This window comes from Nostoc sp. NMS7 (assembly GCF_017115085.1).
Classification (GTDB): Bacteria; Cyanobacteriota; Cyanobacteriia; order Cyanobacteriales; family Nostocaceae; genus Nostoc.
Map to the genome: position 1 here is coordinate 44529 of NZ_JABXKJ010000172.1, position 19793 is coordinate 64321.

The following is a 19793-nucleotide window of genomic DNA, read 5'->3' on the forward strand; positions in this document are numbered from 1 at the left end:
TTCAGTAGAGGCGCACAGATAGATGTGCGCTTCAAACCCCTCGCCTTAGCGTCAGCCTGCCGTTAGGCAAGCAAAGAGGGGGAGTTTGGCTCCTCCTTTCCTGGTAGGAAAGGGGGCTGGGGGGTTAGGTCTTTGATTACTGAATCGATGCTCTAGCGGTGTATTGCTTCTAACCTAAAGATTTAGACTTTTTGAAGCTGAAGGTTCTTTTGGAACAGTTCTTGAACGTTTTTCCAAGCATCGGCAGCAGCTTCGGCATTGTAGCTGGCGCGATGGTTGCAGAAAAAGCCATGTCCGGCTCCAGAATAGCGGAAAATAGCATGGGGAATCTGATTTTTCTTTAATTCAGCCTCAATCTGTTCTGTTTGCTCCAAAGGGATTCCCTGATCATCAAGACCAAAGAAGGCGTAAATGGGGCCTTTAATATCGGGAGTGCGGGTGATAGTTGGTTCTCCACCGCCGGGAGTTGAGTTGGGAATACCGCCACCATAGAAGGAAGCTGTAACTTTAATATCTGGTAAAGTCGCAGCTAGATAAACGACGTGACCACCAAAGCAGAAACCAATAGAGCCGATCGCATCTCCTTGCACATTTGGTAAGGTTCTTAAATAGGCGATCGCAGCTTTAATATCACTTAATATTTCATCTGCTGTTGTCTGCTCCTTATAGCCTCTTCCTTGCTGAACATCTTCAGGAGTGTATCCACCCTCAAAACCAGGGGCGGTGCGTTGAAATAGAGTCGGAGCGATCGCCACATACCCGTCTTTGGCGAACTTCTCAGCAACTTCCCGAATGTGAATGTTGACGCCAAAAATTTCCTGAATCACGATAACGGCTGGGAATGTTCCCTCTTTTGCTGGTTCAGCTAAATAAGCATCAATTTGCAAATCTCCGTTAGGCACTTTAACTTTAGCAGTGCGAATTTCTCTGTTTGTCATCTTAGGGATTAGCCTGCAATTGCTTTGAGGACACGATGTTTTATGGTAAGTTTTGTAAATACTACTTAAACTCTACCAATTTGCCGTAGTTTTAAGAATAGTATTTCACAAACAATCGGCAAAGGCAAGTCCTTTGATTTAGAGATGTAGATGAATATAAAACCATACCAAGAATCTGATGCTGAATCAGTCAGTGCTTTGTGGAATGAGGTGTTTTTTAATAACCCGTCGCACAGCAGCCCCAAATTGATAATCAGTCAGAAGCTTGCTGTACAGCCTGAGTTGTTTTTCGTTACTGAGATTAACTCTGTAATTGTAGGCACTATAATGGCAGGATATGACGGACATCGCGGTTGGCTATACACAGTTGCGGTCAGTCCTCAGTATCAACGGCAGGGTATTGGTAGCAAGCTAGTGCGGCACGCAGAGAGGGTATTGATCGCGATGGGATGCCTCAAAATCAATCTCCAAGTTCGGATCTCCAACGCAGAAGTAGTTGAGTTTTATAGAAAACTTGGCTATCTCGTTGAAGAACGTATCAGCATGGGAAAGCTTGTCGCATAGGTTTTTGGTGAGTTGGAAAAAAACTTTAGAAATACGCCACTATTACTGCAAAAGGTGATTGCACCGTTGCCAAATTTAACCCAAACTAGGAGAAAAATCTATGAAGCTTGATGCAGTTCATCATATTCAAGTAACCTATCCTTTTGAAGTAGAGGAAGCAATGCTGTTTTTCTACAGTAAAGTTTTGGGACTGACAGAAATTCCCAGACCTGAAGTGATCAAAAACGATTCAGGAGCGTGGTACAAGTTGGGAGATATTGAATTGCACATTAGTACAGAGAAAAACACCAATAACCAAGCATCTAGACGACATTATTGCTTCCAAGTCGATAACTTGAACGCCTTTGAAGAACACCTAAAAGCGCATGGAGTAGAAATTATTCCCGATCAGCGACCACTCCCAGGATGCGTGCGATTTTTCCTCCGCGATCCTGGTGGGAATCGTATAGAGATCGCAGAGTTCGTTAAGAGTACTTTTGCACAGCTACAAACAGAGGAGTCGCTATTATAAAGACATTCAGCAACGGTGTCTTAAGCACCAAGATTACTGGAAGTCGCACGCCAGTTGGTACTCTGCTTTAAACCTTCTGGCGAGCATATACAAAAGCTTAATTTTATGCTAAAAAACGATTGATTTAGAGGAAAATAACTTATGTCTGATTTAATTAACAAACAAATCATCCTCAAAAGTCGTCCAGTCGGCGAACCAAAAGAGAGTGATTTTGCTCTGGTAGAAACACCAACTCCTGAACCGGGTGAAGGCGAAATTCTTAGCCGTACCATTTATCTATCTCTCGACCCTTACATGCGTGGTCGGATTCGTGCAGGTGAGTCTTATTCTGCACCAGTAGAATTGGGTTCAGTTATTGTCGGTGGTACAGTCAGCCAAGTAATTAAATCAAATCATCCTCAATTTCAAGTAGGAGATTTTGTTCTTAGCAATAAGGGTTGGCAAACTTATGCTGTATCTAAGGGCGAGACACTGCGTAAACTTGATCCCACTCAGGCACCTTTATCCTATAGTCTAGGTGTATTGGGTATGCCTGGTCTGACTGCTTATGCTGCTCTGCTTGATGTTGGTCAACCGAAAGAAGGTGAAACTGTTGTCGTTTCAGCCGCTTCTGGTGCTGTGGGTGCTGTAGTAGGTCAAATTGCCAAAATTAAAGGTGCGCGAGTAGTGGGAATTGTCGGGAGTGACGATAAGCGGGACTATATAGTTAAGGAATTAGGTTTTGATGTTGGCATTAACCGCAAAACTCAAGAACTTGATTCAGCGCTCAAAGCAGCTGCTCCTAATGGCATTGATGTTTACTATGACAATACAGCAGGTGTGATTTTAGAAGCTGTGTTGCAGCATATCAACCTTGGGGCAAGAATTCCACTAGTAGGTTTGATTTCGGAGTATAACGCCACATCTACTCCACCAGGGCCTAATTTAAGACCACTGCTAGTCAAACGGGCCTTAATTAAAGGTTTTCTAGTTAGTGATTACCAACATCGGTTTAATGATTTTTTGCATGATGTTTCTGGATGGTTGCAGTCTGGTCAACTCAAGTATAAAGAAGATGTAGTTATTGGTTTAGAGAACGCTCCTGGGGCATTCATCGGTTTACTTCGAGGTGAGAACTTTGGCAAGCTGATTGTTAAGGTCAATGACGACCCAACAGAATCTTAATACTCACGTTCTTTAGGAATACGTTCTGCGAAGCAAACTATTAGCTGGCAGCGTGTAATCCGCAAGCCTAGACAAAATTTAATCAGATTTTTTCCCATCGGATACCATTTGTGAGAGAATATAGGCGGCGAAATCTAGTAACTGATCTAGCAAAAAGCCAATGATACCGATATAGAGGATTACTTGGATTATGTAATCGGTATTGCCAGCTTTATAAGCATCCCAGAGGGTAAAGCCAAGTCCTTTTGGTCCGGTTAACATTTCTGTAGCAATAACTATAAACCAAGCTACCCAAATGCTAACTTTCAAGGCATGAAATATATGAAATATCGCTACTCGAAAGTTATTCTTCTGTCTATGAAAATGTTGCATACCTATTGCTGTATTAATAATCATCGTCCAGAGAGTTCCCAAAAAAACTACTATAATAGCAGCCGATTCGCTCTCTTGAAACGCTATTAGGGCAATAGGTAGCAAAGCTATAGGAGGGATACTATGTGGGATCTGAAATATCAGCCTAAATAGCTGATAAATCATGCTATTTAGTCCGATGAAATATCCGATGAAACTACCCAAGACAACGGCTGGAATGTAACCCACAAATAACCGTTGTAGACTAGCTAAAATGTCTAAAAACATATTATTTTCTCTGCCTCAGTTCTCATGGAAACATCTGGGAAATACTGCGGCAACAACACCAAATAGGAAATAGAAAACTAGATTTAATTCTACTTCTTCTTTGATTACTACAAGATTTTTTATATCTTCTCCTGGTTGACCGTTAATCAAAAAAACTTAGGTATTATTACGATGTGTTAGTGGTAGTACAAAGAAGAGGTAAAACTTGGCTTTACTAAACTTTATCAGAAAAATAAATCCTGATTAGCAAATTAAATACAATTTCCAAAATTTAATTGAAGATTCTATTAAGTATAAATATCTAAAATTTTTAATCCTAAATAAATAGCATAAATTGTTATTAGCAATACAGATAATAATTCAGGACTTACGCACTCAAAACCTGAAACTTTGATCCCCCTAATACCGTTTCACAAAAACCTTGATACAAATACATATCTGTAGAGAAGCGAAATTTCGCGTCTCTAGAAGATTCATCTGTATCGGTATTAACGTCAAATGGTATAACCGCCCTTAAAAAGGGAGGGATCTTAAAGACCCAACTTTTTAAGGGGATTGGGGGATCTATAAATGCGTAAGTCCTATAATTGAAAGAGACAGCAAATTCCAAGGGGTTTTAAACCGCAAGCTTGCTTGCCTAGTTTACCAACGTCGGCATCGCAGCATTTCGTTGGTTTATTTACCCAGATTCCGCTTCATTTGTTCTAACTCATCTTGGGTTTCCCAGCGCTGAAACTTTTCTTCTAAGTCATCAAACCCACCAGAATAACTATTAGTTTGATTCGACCAGCCATTGGTTTCCAAACGCTGCTGAGTTTGCGCTTGAGTACGGGCTGTCTGTGCTTCGGCTGCTTTAGCTTGCACCTCCTGTCGGCGCTGCTGAATTTTTCGCAGTAGTTCTTGAGATTGGTTAATGCGTTCTTTCAGCCCTTGCATCTGTCCCCAGCGCTGATTTCCTTCCCGCAACAAGGCTGCTTCTCGCTCACCCGCCGCAGTTGCCAAATCCTCTCTGCCAGCGTTTTCGGCTTTTTGAACACGGATATGCCAACGCTGAATTTCTTGAGCGGTGGAGAGAATTTCTTCTTGCGATCGCTTCTGTTGTAATTGTAAGTCTGCGATCAGCTTTAATGTGTCTTCCTCTTGCTCACGCAGCTGTTCTAGCAGCGCCTCTAACTCCAAATGGGGATTGTTACGCAAGAATTCTTCTAAACGATTTTCTAGAAACCGACTCAAATCATCAAATAAGCCCACTGCTAGAACTCCAGAGATCGGGTGCGTGACTATTTTATTGTAAATAATTATCGTCGTCGGCGGAATGTAAATTTTAATAGTTCCCGTCAGATGCACTTCTGGGTGTTAGTTAGATTTAAAAGTTGGGAAGAATGTATTTGGTGAAACTACGCAAGCAACCCTGACTTATAAGATCAGGCTTTAAAAAAGCATGAGTTCTGATTTTCAACCGCCGCCTAAGAGCTTGTCCATACTAGCTTCTGTAGGAGGAGTCCTTACGGCTGCGATCGCGATCGCAATTTTAAATGTTTGGTCTAAGCAACTTTCTAAGACTTCTCTAGAAAAACCAAAAATATCAACATCCCAAACTGCTTCAGCCCAATTGCAACAACCAGATAAACCCCAACGCCCTGTCTCTTCTGCTAAACAAACTGAAATAATTGCCAGCCTGGATGCGAAATCTCTGGTTTTGCCAGGTAAACCCATCCCTAAAAACCACCTAACAGTAGCTATAATTCCATACATTGCTCCTGGAGTTGGAAAACTCACCCTAGAGGAAACGAGAACTGCGCGTCAGGCTTGGTTATACTTCCAGCGCAACTGGAACGATGAAACTGGCTTGGTCAATTCTGTTGATGGCTTTGCCTCTGTAAGTATGTGGGATCAGACAGCAGCGATCGCAGCTTTAGTTAGTGCTAGAGAACTCAATATCGTCCCGATGGCTGAATTTGAAGCCAAAATGAGTAAAATGTTGAAAACACTGGCATCAATGCCCTTATACAAAGGTGAACTACCCAACAAGGTCTACAATGCAAAAACCCTCGTACCTGTTAATTATGGTCAACTAGAAAAACGCGAAGAAATTGGTTGGTCAGCAATTGATTTGGGAAGGATGGGAATCTGGTTGAAGATTGTCGGGGCAAAGTATCCACAGATGCGATCGCAAACCGCAGCAGTTTGGAAACATTGGCAAGTCAAGCGTCTAACCAAAAATGGTCAAATGTACGGTACTGCCGTTATCAAAGGCAAAGAACAGTATAACCAAGAAGGTCGCTTGGGTTATGAGAATTATGCTGCCTATGGTCTGAAGCTTTGGGGCTTGGATGTTAAGCAAGCCTTAGATTATCAGTCTCATACTGCCTTTGTTGATCTTTACGGAGAGGGAATTCCTTACGATCGCCGCGACTATAAAAACTCTGGAGCTAATAATTACGTTCTTAGCGAACCCTATATCTTAGATGGCATTGAAACTGGGTTTCAAGCTTTGCCTAAAACCTATGCTGATCGGATTTTAGCTGCTCAAGCAGCGCGTTATCAAGCCACAAAACAATTAACCGCCGTTACCGAAGACAACTTAGATCGCTCTCCATACTTTGTTTACAGCAGCCTGTTTGTCAACGGCAAAGCTTGGGCAACCATTACAGATACCCAACAACAGCACAATGATTTGCGATTTCTCAGTGCCAAAGCTGCGATCGGCTGGCATGTACTTTATAACACTGCCTACACTCAGCAGTTATTTGATTTTGTCCAAGGCAACCTCAAGTCAAAAGATGGCTGGTACAACGGTTTCTATGAGTCTTTGCATCAGCCGAATAAAACTCTTACCGCCAACAATAATGGCGTAATTTTGGAGAGCTTGCTGTATAAGCAAGTTGGACAACCGCTTACCGTTTGGGCAGGAGTCACACAATTTTAGATTTTAGATTTTAGATTTTAGATTCAAAAGAGCAATCAAGTCACTAGTTCTGTTAAACTGTTCCCCATTTAACTTACATATCTTGGGCGGGCGAGACACCCACCCCACAAGAAATGTACAACTTCAAATTATGCAAACTAGATATGGTTTAGCTTATTTAATTTTAGATTTTGGATTTTAGAATTACTCTTTCAGGACTTATGCAAAAAAGTTCTGAAGTAGTGGTAATTCATGAATTACCACTACGACAAATTAGGTTTTTGAGACAATTAATTTTGTATAAGTCCTGTCTTTGAATGTTTATAACCACCAAAAAGCCTTTATCCCAAAGAGTAGATAATTGTCCTGTATGTCATATCAGTTTATGTCGTGATCTAAATGCCTCAATAAATATAAAGAATCCTCGGACGCACGATCTAAAAGCTCAGATTATGTCTTCATTGAAGAGTCTCACCAGAAGCTCACGCTTCCTGAGTACAGGTAAGCGTGAGTACGTCATTCAGCACTAATCATACTGTAGGTAGATTCCAAGGAAATCAGAAATATGAAAATATAGTTACAATAGTTACAAATATTAATAATTTCCGATTGTGGATGAAATACTGTGTCGCTGTCCCTGGAGATGGAAAAATGGTTTTTATGGAAAGTAAGCGCTTGCTCTTCGTTGCTGACTTTCCATCTGTACAACTCGGTAAAGACTTTTCTGATTTAGTCCAAATACCGCCGTCGCCCCATTGTGAAGTTTGTGTAATTGTTCCAGTTCGCAATGAAGCTGAGACGTTGGCAGCAACCCTTACTGCCCTGCTACATCAAGTTGATCTAGAAGGACAGCTTTTAGATCCCAGACGCTACGAAATAATTTTGTTAGCAAATAATTGTAGCGATGATTCAGCAGCTATAGCCCGAACTTTTGCTCAACAACATCCAGATATAGCACTGCATATAGTTGAAAAAACTCTCCCTCCTGCACAAGCCTATATTGGTCGAGTGCGTCAGATTTTAATGGATGAAGCATACCGCCGTTTGTCTAGCTTAGGACGCACAAGGGGGGTAATTGCTTCAACTGATGGAGACTCGCAGGTTAGCCCAACTTGGATTGCTGCCAACCTGTACGAAATTAGTTGTGGTGCTGATGCTGTCGGTGGGCGAATTCTTGTTGAGCAAGCTGGTCGTGCTAATCTACACCCTTACGCCAGAGCTTGCTATCTGCGTGAAGTCGGCTACCGCTATTTAATTACTGAATTAGAAACTTATCTTGATCCCGACCCCCATGACAGCTTTCCGCGCCATTATCAACATTATGGAGCAAGTTTAGCAGTAACAGCAGAAATGTATGCACTGGCAGGAGGCTTACCGGCAGTGCGGACTCCTGAAGATGTAGCTTTTTACTGTGCCTTGCAACGGGTAAATGCCCGTTTTCGCCACAGTTTATTAGTACGGGTAGTAACTTCGGCAAGACAAATCGGACGTACCAATGTTGGTTTAGCAAATCAGCTCAGTCAATGGATAGAAATGGGACAGCAACAGCAATCATTTCTAGTCGAGCCAGCAGCAGCTATCGAAACTCGTTTTGTTGCACGTCGCCAATTACGAGTGATGTGGTGGTGCGTTCTCAATGGCTATCAGCCAGATCATAAGAGCGTCGCGTCCTTGGCAGAGATGCTGGGAGTTTCAGTGCAATGGCTTATGCAAAAATTGACCCAACCTTATACATTTGGTCAGTTGTTTGAACAAGTCGAAGAACGCCAGCAGTCAGAACAAACGTGGGCTTCGCGCTGGAAATTTGTGGAAATCCAACAAGCAATTGGAGATTTGCGCTTGCGTCTTCAGAGTTTGCGTCAGTAATTCTTAAGGGGAAGCGTCACCCCAGAGTAGGGTAACGCTTCCAAAGTGGTTTATTTCTCAGACTCGCTCGAATAAATCAAGTCGATATTCTTCCTCGCGTTGACCTTTTAAATGCCGCAGTTTATTTGAGGGCAACTCCAAAAACGAGTCGTGAACTTCATCCCCAGTTAAAGGATAATCACAGGCATAGAGTGTCCAATGAACTAAAAGTAAATGTCCTCCTAGTTCTAGGTGTTCTAAAATGCACTGTTGGGATTTTTTCAAATCTTCCCAGCTCCAGTAATAGCCAACTTCCGAGACTAGGGTCAAATCAAACATCTCATCAGGATATTCCTCTGGGACACACATAATCTGGAAGTTGACATTGGAGAGATGCTGACAGCGCTCTTTTGCTCTATCCTGCGCCAGTTTTGATATATCAACTGAGAATAGTTTGTCACAACGCGCTTGTAACTTTTCAGTTAAAACGCCAATGGAACCACCGATTTCAAAAGCAGACCGATAGCGCTCTTTGGGTAAAGCTGCGATCGTGGCCGCATATTTGTTAGCTTCGTATTCGCTTGTCTCAAACTTCCACGGGTCAGGATTTTCGCTGTAGAGTTTATCGAAGTAGCTGGGTGGTAGGGAATTGGATTGTAACGGGTTCATCGGTTTTCTTCTATATAAACTTCCCAAGGATGAGTGAAGTTCGCTAACATTTTGGGAGTTAGGCGAAAGCCTTCTGGGTCATCATCAATTAAGTCTGTAATTTGAGAACGATAAGCAGCGATCGCTTGCTGTTTTAACTCCAGTACTGTGCTAATATTCAACCGCCAGGTTGTCACATCAAGAGATGCTGGCAGACTCCCCCGTTGCTGCCAATCCCAATCCCAAATAGGATACTCAATCAATCGGGGGGATAAGCGCAAACCATGCAGCACTGCATGAATTAACTTCCACGTCCCTCGGTGGTCTGCGTGAGGGTCATATCGCCACGGTAAAAAGATAATTTGTGGTGCGACTTCTGTGATATAAGCACGACAACTAGCGACTACACTTTGATACTGTATTGAAATTGACCCATCCTGCATTCTCCAGAAGGTGACATGATTAACCTCTACACCCAGCAATTTTAATGCTGATAGTGTTTCAGCCTCCCGCAAACATCGGAGTGTATCTGCGGGATATTTCCGGGAACGAGGGTGTGAAAGAGTACCATCACTGATGACTAAAACTTGCACATCACAATTTAAAGACCGTAACAGTGCGATCGCACCCCCACAACCTAATGTCTCATCATCAGGATGGGGTGCAACGATTAGTACCGGACTACAAGCTATCTCGTTAACTGAACGCCAGGGCAAAATACTAGGATTGCTTAGTGGTGATGTCATCAAGCCGAATTTATTCATCATTCCAAAGCAAACAAGCTCTCCTTACTTTGCTGCAAGACATACTTACCGACATTTGCCAAGGCAGCATCAAAAGCAGGTTGACGCAGATATATAGTCAAATCTCGGATAATGCGTTCTATTGGATTTGGTGGTAGTAAGCCGCGAGTCCCAACAGAACGTTGACACAAATTCATCACATCAATGCAAATTTGTTCAATTGCTGTCCTCACCATGTTTGCATAGGCGACGAGTTGCTCGGCTTGCGGGTGGGGAACTGTAGGATCGCCACCAAACATCGGCGCATAGGCTGCTACCTGATCCGCAGCCCCGCGCAACCAGAGATTACCACTTTCAATGGCGATCGCCATTCTACCAAGCCGTTCCTGTTGATATGGATCATTTGTATATTCCAACTTCTGGAGATACTGGCGAGTCAGGTTAAACAGTGCTTCTGCCCCACCTAGTTGCACAGCAGCAAACCGAATCACCCCAACAGACAACCAGGGCTGTCGAAAGTAATCTCCTGCGCCGCCAATTAAATAGCTCTGCTCCAACTCTACACCGCTAAAATCCACTTTGTAACTAGCAGTAGCTCGCATCCCAGAAGGTTGCCACCAAGCTGGATCACTAACTGTTGTCACTTCGTCCATCGGCACAATGCACATTTGCCAACCGCCTTCGGGCAAGACTCCATTCACGAAAGGACGTTCAACATAGCCTGCACCAGTACAAAAGGTTTTAGAACCTTCCAGCCGATAACGTCCATTCTCAAAAGGAATTATTTTGACACCATCAGCAGCTTCAGCATTCCAAACCCCAAATATTTTCTGGCGATCGCGGGCATCACCAGCGTAGCTGATAATTTGTTCTCTAGAACCAAAAGTCTGAATCAGTTGCAGGGCGTTGATGTGTCCTTCATAAATTCGCCCAACTGCCAGATTCCCCTGCCCCATCTGCTTTAATAATATTAAAAGCTCGTAGGTAACATTAGCATCAATTCCTGCACCCCATCCGCCTAATTCCTTCGCCAATGGTGCAGTCAACAACCCCGCCTTAGCAATCAGTTCAAACTCCTGCTTGGGAAAAGCAGTATTGTAATCTATAGCACTGGCATTGTTTGCACAATAATCAGCAATTTCCGTGGCACGTTTTAGATCCAGAGCAATGTTGGAATCATGGGATTTTGGGATGACGACATTCTGTGATAATTGGATGCTAATAACCGACTCCTTTCTGTAACATTTCTTTATATAATTATTGATAGTAATCAAATTAAGCCGATTAATACCTCTATCTTTTGTGTGATTGTATACTCCATAAAAAGGGAGAAAATTAAAACACCTGTAAGAGGTTGTTTTAAAAGCATCTTTTGCTCTTATAGTTAGCACAATCAAGCATCTGAGTACATGACTATTTGCGGCGACGTGGGATTTGGTTAACAATACCACGCAAGTCGAATCAATGCAGAGGGGATAAGTTTGACAAATCGATTTATCGCCAGCGCAACCTACTTGAGCGATGCAACAAAGCCGCTTAAAAGAGATATTACCCAAAGAAGATTTAAAGTACTATCAGCCGATCCCAAAGGTTTTGACCGAGATGGAGATGGCATCGCGTATGAACGGTAGAAGCAGCAACATGAGTTTAGTTGCTGCCTCATCCCTGATTGAGCAGCTAATAGTTAAGACTGCGGATTTTGCCGAAGCCCTAACAAGTTTCCGTCAATATCCTTGAAGACAGATAATTGCACTCCATGACCGACATCGGTAATTGGCCCAACTTCAACTCCTTTTTCAATCAGGCTTTGACGAGCAACAACTATATTGTTTACAACAAAGGTACTAACAGTATTACCTGTTTCAACTGAGTTACTTAAGTTCAGTCCAATTGCAAAGCGCCCAATATCAGGGAGGCTCAACTGTCTCCAGTTAGGAGTGTCATATTTGTCTTCAGGAACAAATCCGAGCTTGGACTTGTACCACTCGACACTAGCTTCCAGATTCGTAACGTCTACTTTAGTGATAAAACTATATTCACCAAAGGTATTTTTCAATGTCATAATTTACTGTACTAATCCAAAACTTTTGCCAACTATAGATATTATCAACCTTTTTGAAGATTAAAAATACTGTAACTTTATCGGTAAACAGTAGTTTAATATTTACCCTAACCAAGCGGGATTCATGGCTGTACTGTCATTTTGGGTTGTAGTCTTATATCGTTCGTACTCCCCTTTAGCCGCGGCCTCACGGGTACGCGCTAACAGTGCTGTAACTTGTGCCTGATCCATTGGCTTAAACGTGCGGACTGCTTCAAACGCCTGGTCTAAAATTCTCATGCTGTCGATGCCCGTAATTACAACTGAGGTTGGCAAATTCATGGCGTAGTGCAGGCACTCGATCGCACTGACTGTATTGCTTCTAAGAATGTAAGACTCCCCGATGGTTTTCATTGCCAGCACACCAATGTTGTCTTTTACTAGCACAGGTAAAACCTGATGTTCAAAACTTCTAAAATGGGCATCCATCACATTCAAGGGCATCTGCACGGTGTCGAAACGGAAACCATTTTGTGTGGCAGTTGAGAGCATCTGAAGGTGAATCTGGGGATTTTTGTGTCCTGTGAAACCGATATAGCGAATTTTGCCCGCTTTCTGGGCTTCCACGACTGCCTCCATTGAGCCGCCAGTGCCAAAGACTCGATCGGGGTCTTCAAATCGCAGTATTTCATGATGCTGGATTAAATCAATGTGATCTACCTGCAAATCTTTGAGTGATTCATCAATCTGCATCTTGGCAGCGCCTTTGGTGCGACCATCGATTTTGGTCATTAAGAAGACCTTTTGCCGATAACCATTCTTAAGAGCATTCCCCATCCAACGGTGGCTACGTCCGTCGTGATAGTCCCAAGAGTTATCCATAAAGTTGATGCCGCGATCAATGGCACTGCGGATCAGCTTGATACTTTCTTGCTCCTCTTGAATTTTTCCAATGTGATACCCCCCCAAGCCAATTACAGATACTTGTTCTTGGGTACGTCCGAGGGTACGATATAACATCTCGCCGCGTCGAGTTGGAGTGGCTGTTTCGGCTAGCAGTTGATTCGTTTGCTCAACAGGTTGTGTTTGGGCCAAGAGTGGCTGCAAAAATCCTTCGGAAGCCAGTCCTGCTGCCACTAATCCCGAAGCGGAGGCAGCTTTCAATAAGCTACGTCTACTGATATCCATAACTATCTTTTACAAGTAACAATCGGAAATGAGTTGTATCGTAGCACGACAATCTCGCAAAAAAATTCTAACTCAGGTGTGTTTTGAGACATTGGACTTCACAGACAAAATACGCCTGTGATTCCGATTAGATGTCTGGTTTTTGCAGCCATCGGGCAACCATACCCGCCAAAACTCCACCTAAAATGGGGAAGACGATGAAAATCCAAAGGTCAGTCAATGCCCAGCCGCGAGTAAAGATAGCTGTGGCTAGCGATCGCACCGGATTGACGCTGGCATTGGTAATAGGAATCAGGATAAGATGGGCCAAGATCAGCGCTAAACCTATGGGGATTGGTGCAGACAGCTTGAGAGCGCGAAAAGATGTTACGCTCAAGATCAGCAGCACAAAGCCACAGGTAACGATGAATTCGGCTAATGCACAAGCCCACCAGCTATAGTTACCAGGGGAGTGAATTCCCACCCCATTAGAACCAAAGTTGGCTGTTGTAAACTCCGGCTTGCCCATGCAAATCAAAAACAGGATAGTAGTCCCCCAAATTCCGCCAAGAACTTGACTGCCGATATATGGCAAAACGTCTCCGAAATAAAACCGATTGGCTACCCAAAAACCAATTGTGACTGCGGGGTTGACGTGACATCCACTGATCGAACCAAAAGTATAGGCGGCAGTCAACAAACTTAAGCCAAAAGCGATCGCCACCCCAGTAACTCCAACCCAAGGTACTGCACTAGAAATCACCGCAGTACCCACGCCCATCAGAACCAACCAAGCTGTACCTAGAGCTTCCGCCAAACATCGTTTTGCTAAGGAGTAACGATTCATGATAACTGCCATAACTGGCTAGACGTGATTAATACTTGCATACATTAGCCGAATGACATTAATATCAATACTCGCTTCTGGATTATTAAGTATAAAAGGTAACAACATACTATTGATTGGCTGATTTAAAGGACTTCCAAAAAATAAATCATCCTAAATTATTTGTATATTTGTAGAGGGTATTGCAATAGGCCCCAACGATGAGATATTTTGTTAATTGGAAGACCCTAAAAACTTGATGAAAAATTAAATTTATTCCCTTTGTACATAGCTTTAGACAAATCTGGCTTTTCCTTACAGCACTTTTCATTTCCATAAACTACAAAGCAGATAGTAGCACAGCAATGCTGTACCATAGGGCGTGATCTTATTTACCTGAAAACATTGGTGTGCTTTACAGTGTACCAGAGATGAATGCAGAGTTATCGCCAGACAATTAAGGGGAAAATGATGGCTATTTATCTAGACAGTGCGATCGCATCTGAAGCTGAAGTTGTTAAGCTTTGGGGATGGGTAAAAGGGATTACAACAAATCCCACGCTGTTGGCTCAAAGCGATACCCCACCGGAAACCACGCTCAAAAAATTGGTTGCCTTGACAAATGGCCCGTTATACTATCAACTTGTGGCATCTGATAAAAATGGGATGCTAGCTGAAGGTAGAAAAGCTTTCGAGATTATTGGTTCACAAACAATTTTAAAGATTCCCGCAACACCGTTAGGTTTTGAAGTGGTGGCGAGTCTATCCTCAGAAATTACCTGTGCGGTGACAGCAATTTACAGTGCAGCACAGGCAGCAGTAGCACGGGAAGCTGGAGCTAAAATTGCCATAGCTTATGTCAATCGCGCTAGCCGGTTGTTAGGTGACGGTATTGCTTTGGTGCGGGATATGGCTAGCGTACTCCAAGGTAGCGATATTGAAATCTTGGCAGCTAGTATCAAATCTCCTGAAGAAGCAGCCGCGTCGTTGCAAGCTGGAGCGGCTCATTTGACTTTACCACTGGCAATGTTGCAGGCGATCGCTACTGATGAATTTTCCCAAAAAACGGTTGAAGAATTTGCTAAAACAGGCATTGGCTTAAAATAATTCGTAATTAAATATGAGTTTGTCAGATATCCCTAATCTCTGGGTTCCTCTAGCACTTTTAGGTTTAATTGTTATAGCTGCTGTATTTTTCAGTCGCAGCAGTTGATATTTCAAGGATTAGATAAAACTTTTGTTTGCAGCGCTTAACAGTTATTATCCTCGAAGTATAGCTACAGTTTATCTAAAGCATTACAGTTGAGGTGGAGGTATCAGTTCTATGTTCGCTGTTGTCACACCCAATACAATCCATTTGTCCCCAGGCGCGGTAGTCCGTCTACTCGGAAGTTGGCAAGACTATCAAGCACTGAATGAACAACTAGGCGATCGCTCTTCCCCTCGCATTAAGTATCGAGATGGAGAAATTATCTTGATGGCACCGCTACCAGAACATGGGCGTAAAGTAAGTGTAATTGCAGATGTAGTCAAAGTTTTGCTCGATCATCTGGGACGAGAATACGAAGCCTTTACCCCAATCACAATGGAACTGCCACAGGAAAGTGGTATTGAACCAGATTACTGTTTTTATATTGAAAACTGGGAGGCAATTGCAGGTAAAGATCGCATCAATTGGGGCGTTGATCCATCACCCGATTTGGTGGTGGAGATAGACATCACCAGCTACACGGATGTGAATGACTACCTGCCTTATCGAGTACCAGAAGTTTGGTTGTTGAGGAAGAACCAGCTGATGATTTACAGATTGCAAGGCGATCGCTACACTGTTGAAACCAGTAGCCGCTATTTCCCCAACATCAATGTGTCAGAGATAGTCACAGAGTGTTTGCAAATTGCCTACGAGCGTAATACTAGCACCGCCATTCGAGAATTGCGGCGGAAATTGCCGAGTGAGAATTAAATCTCGGCGATCGCTTCAATGTGAGGATAAATGGCTGCCAAAGACCTATTCCATGATGCTGTAAAACAAGCACTTTTACATGAGACACAAGAGCAAAAAAAACCCAGGTATAATCTGGGTTGATTCCTATTTGCAGTTGTGAATCCAATTTTGATTGAGAATACAGCCAAAAACCTTTAATCCACTGCTGCTTTAGCTTTGGCTTTTGCCTTTACCTTTGGCTTCATCATAAGGCCGACTATACCTACTGCTATTGAGCCACCAGTAGTCATAGGTTCGGGGATAGGCGTGAATCCAGATACCTGAAACACAGATAATGCTTGAGGGGTGACCAGAAAGGAGTTGAAGTCCCTAGCTGCGTCTGGGTTTTGAGTTTGTTGGAGTACAGCAGAGCCATAAACAATCGGAGAGTAAAGGTTGATAGGCGGAGTGTATGCAATTTTGACTTTATTAAGTGCTGTTAGAGCGTCTGTGGTGTAAACAACGCCCGCATCTATAGTATCGGTGGTGTCGCTTGACACTTTATTTAGTACATCACGCACATCCGTGCCCAAGACAAGTTTGGATTGGATTTGCTGCGATATCCCGGAATTGGTAAATAATTGCTGGGCGAATACTCCTGCTGGAACAGACGCAGGATCACCAATAGCCACTTGACGCAGTTTTAATAGGTCTTCAACCTTTGATATAGATATGGTTGAATTTATCGGCGTGATTATAGCCAAGGTGTTGTTTAGTATGTCTTGCCTGGTTCCTGCTATTAGTTTGTTATTAAGTTGCAGATTATCTAACGGTGCTTGGGATACTGAGAAGAAGATATCTACTGGCTTTGGATTTGTTCCCATTAGGTTTGTTCCCATTATGATTTGATTAGCGAGACCAGTAGAACCCCCAAAGGTATTCATAAAGGTGACGTTGGGGTTGCTTCGCTGGTAAAGTTCCTCAACCTGGGGTAGGGTGTCGGTCAAGCTGGCAGCAGCATAGATGTTAATCGGACCACTAAATGTAGCAGCTTGTGCTGGTTTAGCTTGGATTATACCAAAACCCAAAGCAATGCTAGCGGTAGCCAATGCTAATTTGTACCTTTTCTTCATGAAATATTTCCGTAGATTTAATGTGCGAGTTACTACAATTTTTGAAATTCCAAATTTTGCACCCAGCCTTGAAAGTTTGCTTTTCACTCCATCCAGAAGACAGGGTAAGAAGAAGTCATAGCTGGTAAGCAATCTTTGTTAGTTATGTATTTAAACCTACTTTAATGTCCAATCAATTACAACTAGTTTGAAAGCATCTTTATATATAAAATACAGTCATCTATGTACTTATACTGCCATAAAACCGCTTCAAATACCAAGAAAGTAGGTTAATGCATCTGTACTATAGAGAAAATTTGTATAAAGTTATTTTAAAAATATAATTTTTCTATTTCAAAGAAGTATATGCATCTGACTTTTGACGGCAACTGTTCAAAAGCAATCTCTCAAACGGATTCTATATTAAGTATATTCACTGATAGTACAGTTGGTAAAATTGGGTGTTCAAGGAAACAAACAATGTCGCGCTGGTGGTCAAAAAATTTTGCTTTGTCTCAACTGGGCGATCGCAGACTAAATCGACGCACCACAGAAACTGATAAAATATTCAGTCAAGGATTTGGCGCAACTTACTTTCAAGTAAACAGAAAAGGAGTACCTGCACAGATGGGAAAAGGGAGGTTAGAAGCATTCAGCGATGGGGTGATTGCCATCATCATCACCATTATGGTGCTAGAAATCAAAGTGCCGCATGAATCTGATTTAGCCGCGCTACGTCCGCTGATTCCGGTATTTCTGAGCTATGTCCTGAGTTTTATTTATATCGGTATCTACTGGAACAATCACCATCACCTATTACAAGCAGTCCGACACCTTAATGGGCGTATCCTTTGGGCTAATCTGCATTTGCTGTTTTGGTTGTCGCTAATTCCCTTCGTCACTGGCTGGATGGGTGAGAATCACTTTGCCGCCTTGCCAGTTGCCCTTTATGGTACGGTGTTGTTCTTGGCTGCGTTGGCGTAGCCCGCCGAAGGCATCGCTTACTTCATCCTTACCCGCGCCCTGATTTCTTACCAAGGTAGGGATTCGACTCTAGCGATCGCAGTCGGTGGAGACTTGAAGGGAAAAGTATCGGTGGTGTTCTATGCTGTGGCAATTCCACTTGCCTTTGTGAACTCATGGTTTACCTATGCATTGTACGTTTTAGTTGCAATTATGTGGCTGATCCCTGACCGTCGCATTGAGAAGACTCTCACTTCTTGAACGAATTACGTTACTAGCTTAAATTTTGAAACAGAAAATATCGCGTTTATCAGGAGAAGGTTGATCATCTCACGCGATTCCACCGTTTACACGGATGTTTTGCCCAGTGATCCACCTAGCTTCGTCGCTAGCGAGAAATGCTACGACATCGGCGATTTCTTGCACATCTCCCAGTTTGCCAAAAGCAGCCATTTGGGCTAATCGGTCTATCTGTTCTGGTGTTTTGCCTTCTCGAAATAGTTCTGTATCGGTGGGGCCAGGAGAAATAACATTAACTGCGATCGCCTTTGCACCCAATTCTTTAGCTAATACCCGTGTGATTTGTTCAACAGCACCTTTGGTTGCGACATAAGCACTATAAGTTGGCAGCATCATCACCGTGGTTGATGAGGAAAAGTTGATAATCCGTCCCCCTTCTGCGATATGTTGCGCGGCTTGTTGGCAAGTAAAATAGGTGCCTTTGACATTAATGGCAAAAATCTTGTCAAACTCTTCTTCTGTCACTTGAGTAATTGGTTTATAGAAGGCGATTCCGGCATTGTTGACCAAAATATCGACTTTACCGAAGCGTTCAAGTGTTTGCTCAAATAACCGTTGGATGTCGGGTACTTTACTAATATCTGCTTGGATAGCGATCGCCTCTACTCCCAATTTTTCAATTTCCGCAACAACTTCCTGTGCTTTGCCTGCATTACCCGCATAATTAACGACAACAGACGCACCGTTACCAGCTAACTTGAGTGCAATCGCTCGTCCAATTCCCCGCGATGCACCTGTGATAATTGCAACTTTTCCTGCTATAGATGTCATCATGTAAACCCAATCACCCTACTGAATTTGACAGAATTTAAGTGCTAATCACACAGGTATTGTCTAAAGACATCTTTCATAAGGTGTCTGTCTTCCTTAACCAAAAGCTTATCTAGTTTATCAAATCTGCGTAGATTAAATTATTCTAAGAAGGGATTTCCGGGAGGTCTCCCGAATTGAAGATTTGTTGGACTTAGCGGCAATTGAGCCGGACATATTGGCTGAGATAACACTGTTCCATTAAATGTAAAAGTAGTGCCGTTAGAATTGAGAGCAGTACCACTTATCGCCCGAGCTGCAACAAAGTCTCCTTGTACTACACCCTTAAGTGCGATACTTACTAATGGTGAAGGTGGTTGTGTGACTGCTTGCCAACTTATCTGATCGGTACTAACGTTATAAGTAGCGTTTTGTCCCAGAAACTCTAGGGTACCGTTGGGATCAAATTGAAAACAAGCAGTAAAATTATCTCCCCGACTCGAATAAACATTCATATTATAACTTTTGCCCTGCACTCCAGCTTGTACTGGCGCAGCAAATAACATTATCTGTCCAAGTAAAAAAGTTAAAACTAAACCATATTTAGATTTGATGATTTGCACTGACATAATTAGACATCTCCTTTACGTAATTGTCGAATTGTTTACCTTTACCCGTTGGCGACAAGTTAAGGTCATTAACCATTTGTCAATAAGTAATGCTGCTTAAAATTTAGTCAAAATCGAGGTT

Annotated in this window: 22 protein-coding genes and 1 pseudogene; 10 read left to right on the forward strand and 13 right to left on the reverse strand. The window is 42.8% G+C overall.

The window, feature by feature from the left end:
• Nucleotides 1-182: 182 nt before the first annotated feature.
• Complete coding sequence (locus tag HWQ38_RS18780; protein WP_292796294.1) at nucleotides 183-938, reverse strand: dienelactone hydrolase family protein; 756 nt, start codon at nucleotides 936-938, stop codon at nucleotides 183-185.
• Nucleotides 939-1088: 150 nt separating this feature from the next.
• On the opposite strand from HWQ38_RS18780, the gene HWQ38_RS18785 reads away from it, so the two are divergent.
• From HWQ38_RS18785 to HWQ38_RS18795, 3 genes are all read left to right on the forward strand, one after another.
• A complete protein-coding gene (locus HWQ38_RS18785; RefSeq protein WP_292796296.1) occupies nucleotides 1089-1502 on the forward strand; it encodes a GNAT family acetyltransferase in 414 nt (137 codons plus the stop codon).
• Nucleotides 1503-1602: 100 nt separating this feature from the next.
• Nucleotides 1603-2013, forward strand: coding sequence for a VOC family protein (locus HWQ38_RS18790; RefSeq protein WP_292796298.1), 411 nt, complete (start codon nucleotides 1603-1605; stop codon nucleotides 2011-2013).
• A gap of 141 nt (nucleotides 2014-2154) precedes the next feature.
• Entirely contained in the window at nucleotides 2155-3177 is a 1023-nt protein-coding gene (locus tag HWQ38_RS18795; protein ID WP_292796301.1) for an NADP-dependent oxidoreductase, read from the forward strand.
• A gap of 78 nt (nucleotides 3178-3255) precedes the next feature.
• Here HWQ38_RS18795 and HWQ38_RS18800 read toward each other — a convergent pair whose 3' ends face one another.
• Together HWQ38_RS18800 and HWQ38_RS18805 are read right to left on the reverse strand one after the other, a co-directional pair.
• On the reverse strand, nucleotides 3256-3816 hold the full coding sequence (locus tag HWQ38_RS18800) for a nitrate transporter (protein WP_292796304.1): 561 nt from the start codon (nucleotides 3814-3816) through the stop codon (nucleotides 3256-3258).
• Between the two features lie 675 nt (nucleotides 3817-4491).
• Nucleotides 4492-5067 (reverse strand): TIGR04376 family protein, encoded by a 576-nt coding sequence (locus tag HWQ38_RS18805; protein ID WP_292796307.1) that lies wholly within the window; start codon nucleotides 5065-5067, stop codon nucleotides 4492-4494.
• 190 nt (nucleotides 5068-5257) lie between these two features.
• On the opposite strand from HWQ38_RS18805, the gene HWQ38_RS18810 reads away from it, so the two are divergent.
• The 3 genes and pseudogenes from HWQ38_RS18810 to HWQ38_RS18820 all read left to right on the forward strand — a co-directional run bounded on the left by HWQ38_RS18810 (nucleotide 5258) and on the right by HWQ38_RS18820 (nucleotide 8590).
• Complete coding sequence (locus HWQ38_RS18810) at nucleotides 5258-6745, forward strand: DUF3131 domain-containing protein (RefSeq protein ID WP_292796309.1); 1488 nt, start codon at nucleotides 5258-5260, stop codon at nucleotides 6743-6745.
• Between the two features lie 311 nt (nucleotides 6746-7056).
• Nucleotides 7057-7254 (forward strand): annotated as a pseudogene (locus HWQ38_RS18815) (hypothetical protein); the annotation flags it as partial.
• Nucleotides 7232-8590, forward strand: a complete 1359-nt coding sequence (locus HWQ38_RS18820) for a glycosyltransferase family A protein (protein WP_292796311.1) — start codon at nucleotides 7232-7234, stop codon at nucleotides 8588-8590. The pseudogene HWQ38_RS18815 and the gene HWQ38_RS18820, both read left to right, overlap by 23 nt.
• Nucleotides 8591-8647: 57 nt before the next feature.
• Here HWQ38_RS18820 and HWQ38_RS18825 read toward each other — a convergent pair whose 3' ends face one another.
• From HWQ38_RS18825 to HWQ38_RS18835, 3 genes are read right to left on the reverse strand one after another with little or no spacing between them, the layout of a single operon-like run.
• Entirely contained in the window at nucleotides 8648-9238 is a 591-nt protein-coding gene (locus HWQ38_RS18825) for an SAM-dependent methyltransferase (RefSeq protein ID WP_292796313.1), read from the reverse strand.
• A complete protein-coding gene (locus HWQ38_RS18830) occupies nucleotides 9235-9984 on the reverse strand; it encodes a PIG-L deacetylase family protein (protein ID WP_292796316.1) in 750 nt (249 codons plus the stop codon). The genes HWQ38_RS18825 and HWQ38_RS18830 overlap by 4 nt, the downstream gene beginning before the upstream one ends.
• Nucleotides 9981-11234, reverse strand: a complete 1254-nt coding sequence (locus HWQ38_RS18835; RefSeq protein WP_292796319.1) for an acyl-CoA dehydrogenase family protein — start codon at nucleotides 11232-11234, stop codon at nucleotides 9981-9983. Before HWQ38_RS18835 ends, HWQ38_RS18830 begins: the two co-directional genes overlap by 4 nt.
• Nucleotides 11235-11441: 207 nt before the next feature.
• Here HWQ38_RS18835 and HWQ38_RS18840 point away from each other — a divergent pair, with 207 nt between their 5' ends.
• Nucleotides 11442-11591, forward strand: coding sequence for a hypothetical protein (locus HWQ38_RS18840; RefSeq protein WP_292796321.1), 150 nt, complete (start codon nucleotides 11442-11444; stop codon nucleotides 11589-11591).
• Between the two features lie 53 nt (nucleotides 11592-11644).
• Here the strand turns inward: HWQ38_RS18840 and HWQ38_RS18845 are convergent, their stop codons facing one another.
• The 3 genes from HWQ38_RS18845 to HWQ38_RS18855 form a co-directional block, all read right to left on the reverse strand.
• Complete coding sequence (locus HWQ38_RS18845) at nucleotides 11645-12022, reverse strand: VOC family protein (RefSeq protein WP_292796322.1); 378 nt, start codon at nucleotides 12020-12022, stop codon at nucleotides 11645-11647.
• Between the two features lie 102 nt (nucleotides 12023-12124).
• The gene (locus tag HWQ38_RS18850; protein WP_292796323.1) at nucleotides 12125-13189 is read right to left on the reverse strand and encodes an aldo/keto reductase; all 1065 of its coding nucleotides are present in this window, start codon (nucleotides 13187-13189) and stop codon (nucleotides 12125-12127) included.
• 127 nt (nucleotides 13190-13316) lie between these two features.
• Nucleotides 13317-14027: an aquaporin gene (locus HWQ38_RS18855; protein ID WP_292796325.1), complete on the reverse strand. Its 711-nt coding sequence runs from the start codon at nucleotides 14025-14027 to the stop codon at nucleotides 13317-13319.
• Nucleotides 14028-14465: 438 nt separating this feature from the next.
• Between HWQ38_RS18855 and HWQ38_RS18860 the strand changes: the two genes are divergently transcribed.
• On the forward strand, nucleotides 14466-15101 hold the full coding sequence (locus HWQ38_RS18860; protein WP_292796327.1) for a transaldolase family protein: 636 nt from the start codon (nucleotides 14466-14468) through the stop codon (nucleotides 15099-15101).
• Nucleotides 15102-15318: 217 nt separating this feature from the next.
• On the forward strand, nucleotides 15319-15957 hold the full coding sequence (locus HWQ38_RS18865) for a Uma2 family endonuclease (protein WP_292796329.1): 639 nt from the start codon (nucleotides 15319-15321) through the stop codon (nucleotides 15955-15957).
• Between the two features lie 176 nt (nucleotides 15958-16133).
• Here HWQ38_RS18865 and modA read toward each other — a convergent pair whose 3' ends face one another.
• On the reverse strand, nucleotides 16134-17051 hold the full coding sequence (modA, locus tag HWQ38_RS18870) for a molybdate ABC transporter substrate-binding protein (protein ID WP_292796331.1): 918 nt from the start codon (nucleotides 17049-17051) through the stop codon (nucleotides 16134-16136).
• A gap of 459 nt (nucleotides 17052-17510) precedes the next feature.
• Between modA and HWQ38_RS18875 the strand changes: the two genes are divergently transcribed.
• Nucleotides 17511-18014 (forward strand): TMEM175 family protein, encoded by a 504-nt coding sequence (locus HWQ38_RS18875; protein WP_292796334.1) that lies wholly within the window; start codon nucleotides 17511-17513, stop codon nucleotides 18012-18014.
• A 28-nt stretch (nucleotides 18015-18042) separates the two neighbouring features.
• Here the strand turns inward: HWQ38_RS18875 and HWQ38_RS18880 are convergent, their stop codons facing one another.
• From HWQ38_RS18880 to HWQ38_RS18890, 3 genes are all read right to left on the reverse strand, one after another.
• Nucleotides 18043-18171, reverse strand: a complete 129-nt coding sequence (locus HWQ38_RS18880) for a hypothetical protein (RefSeq protein WP_292796337.1) — start codon at nucleotides 18169-18171, stop codon at nucleotides 18043-18045.
• Between the two features lie 152 nt (nucleotides 18172-18323).
• Nucleotides 18324-19064 (reverse strand): SDR family oxidoreductase, encoded by a 741-nt coding sequence (locus tag HWQ38_RS18885; RefSeq protein ID WP_292796435.1) that lies wholly within the window; start codon nucleotides 19062-19064, stop codon nucleotides 18324-18326.
• Nucleotides 19065-19204: 140 nt separating this feature from the next.
• Nucleotides 19205-19672 carry a hypothetical protein gene (locus HWQ38_RS18890; protein WP_292796339.1) on the reverse strand — a complete coding sequence of 156 codons (468 nt, stop codon included), beginning with the start codon at nucleotides 19670-19672 and terminating at the stop codon, nucleotides 19205-19207.
• Nucleotides 19673-19793 lie beyond the last annotated feature (121 nt).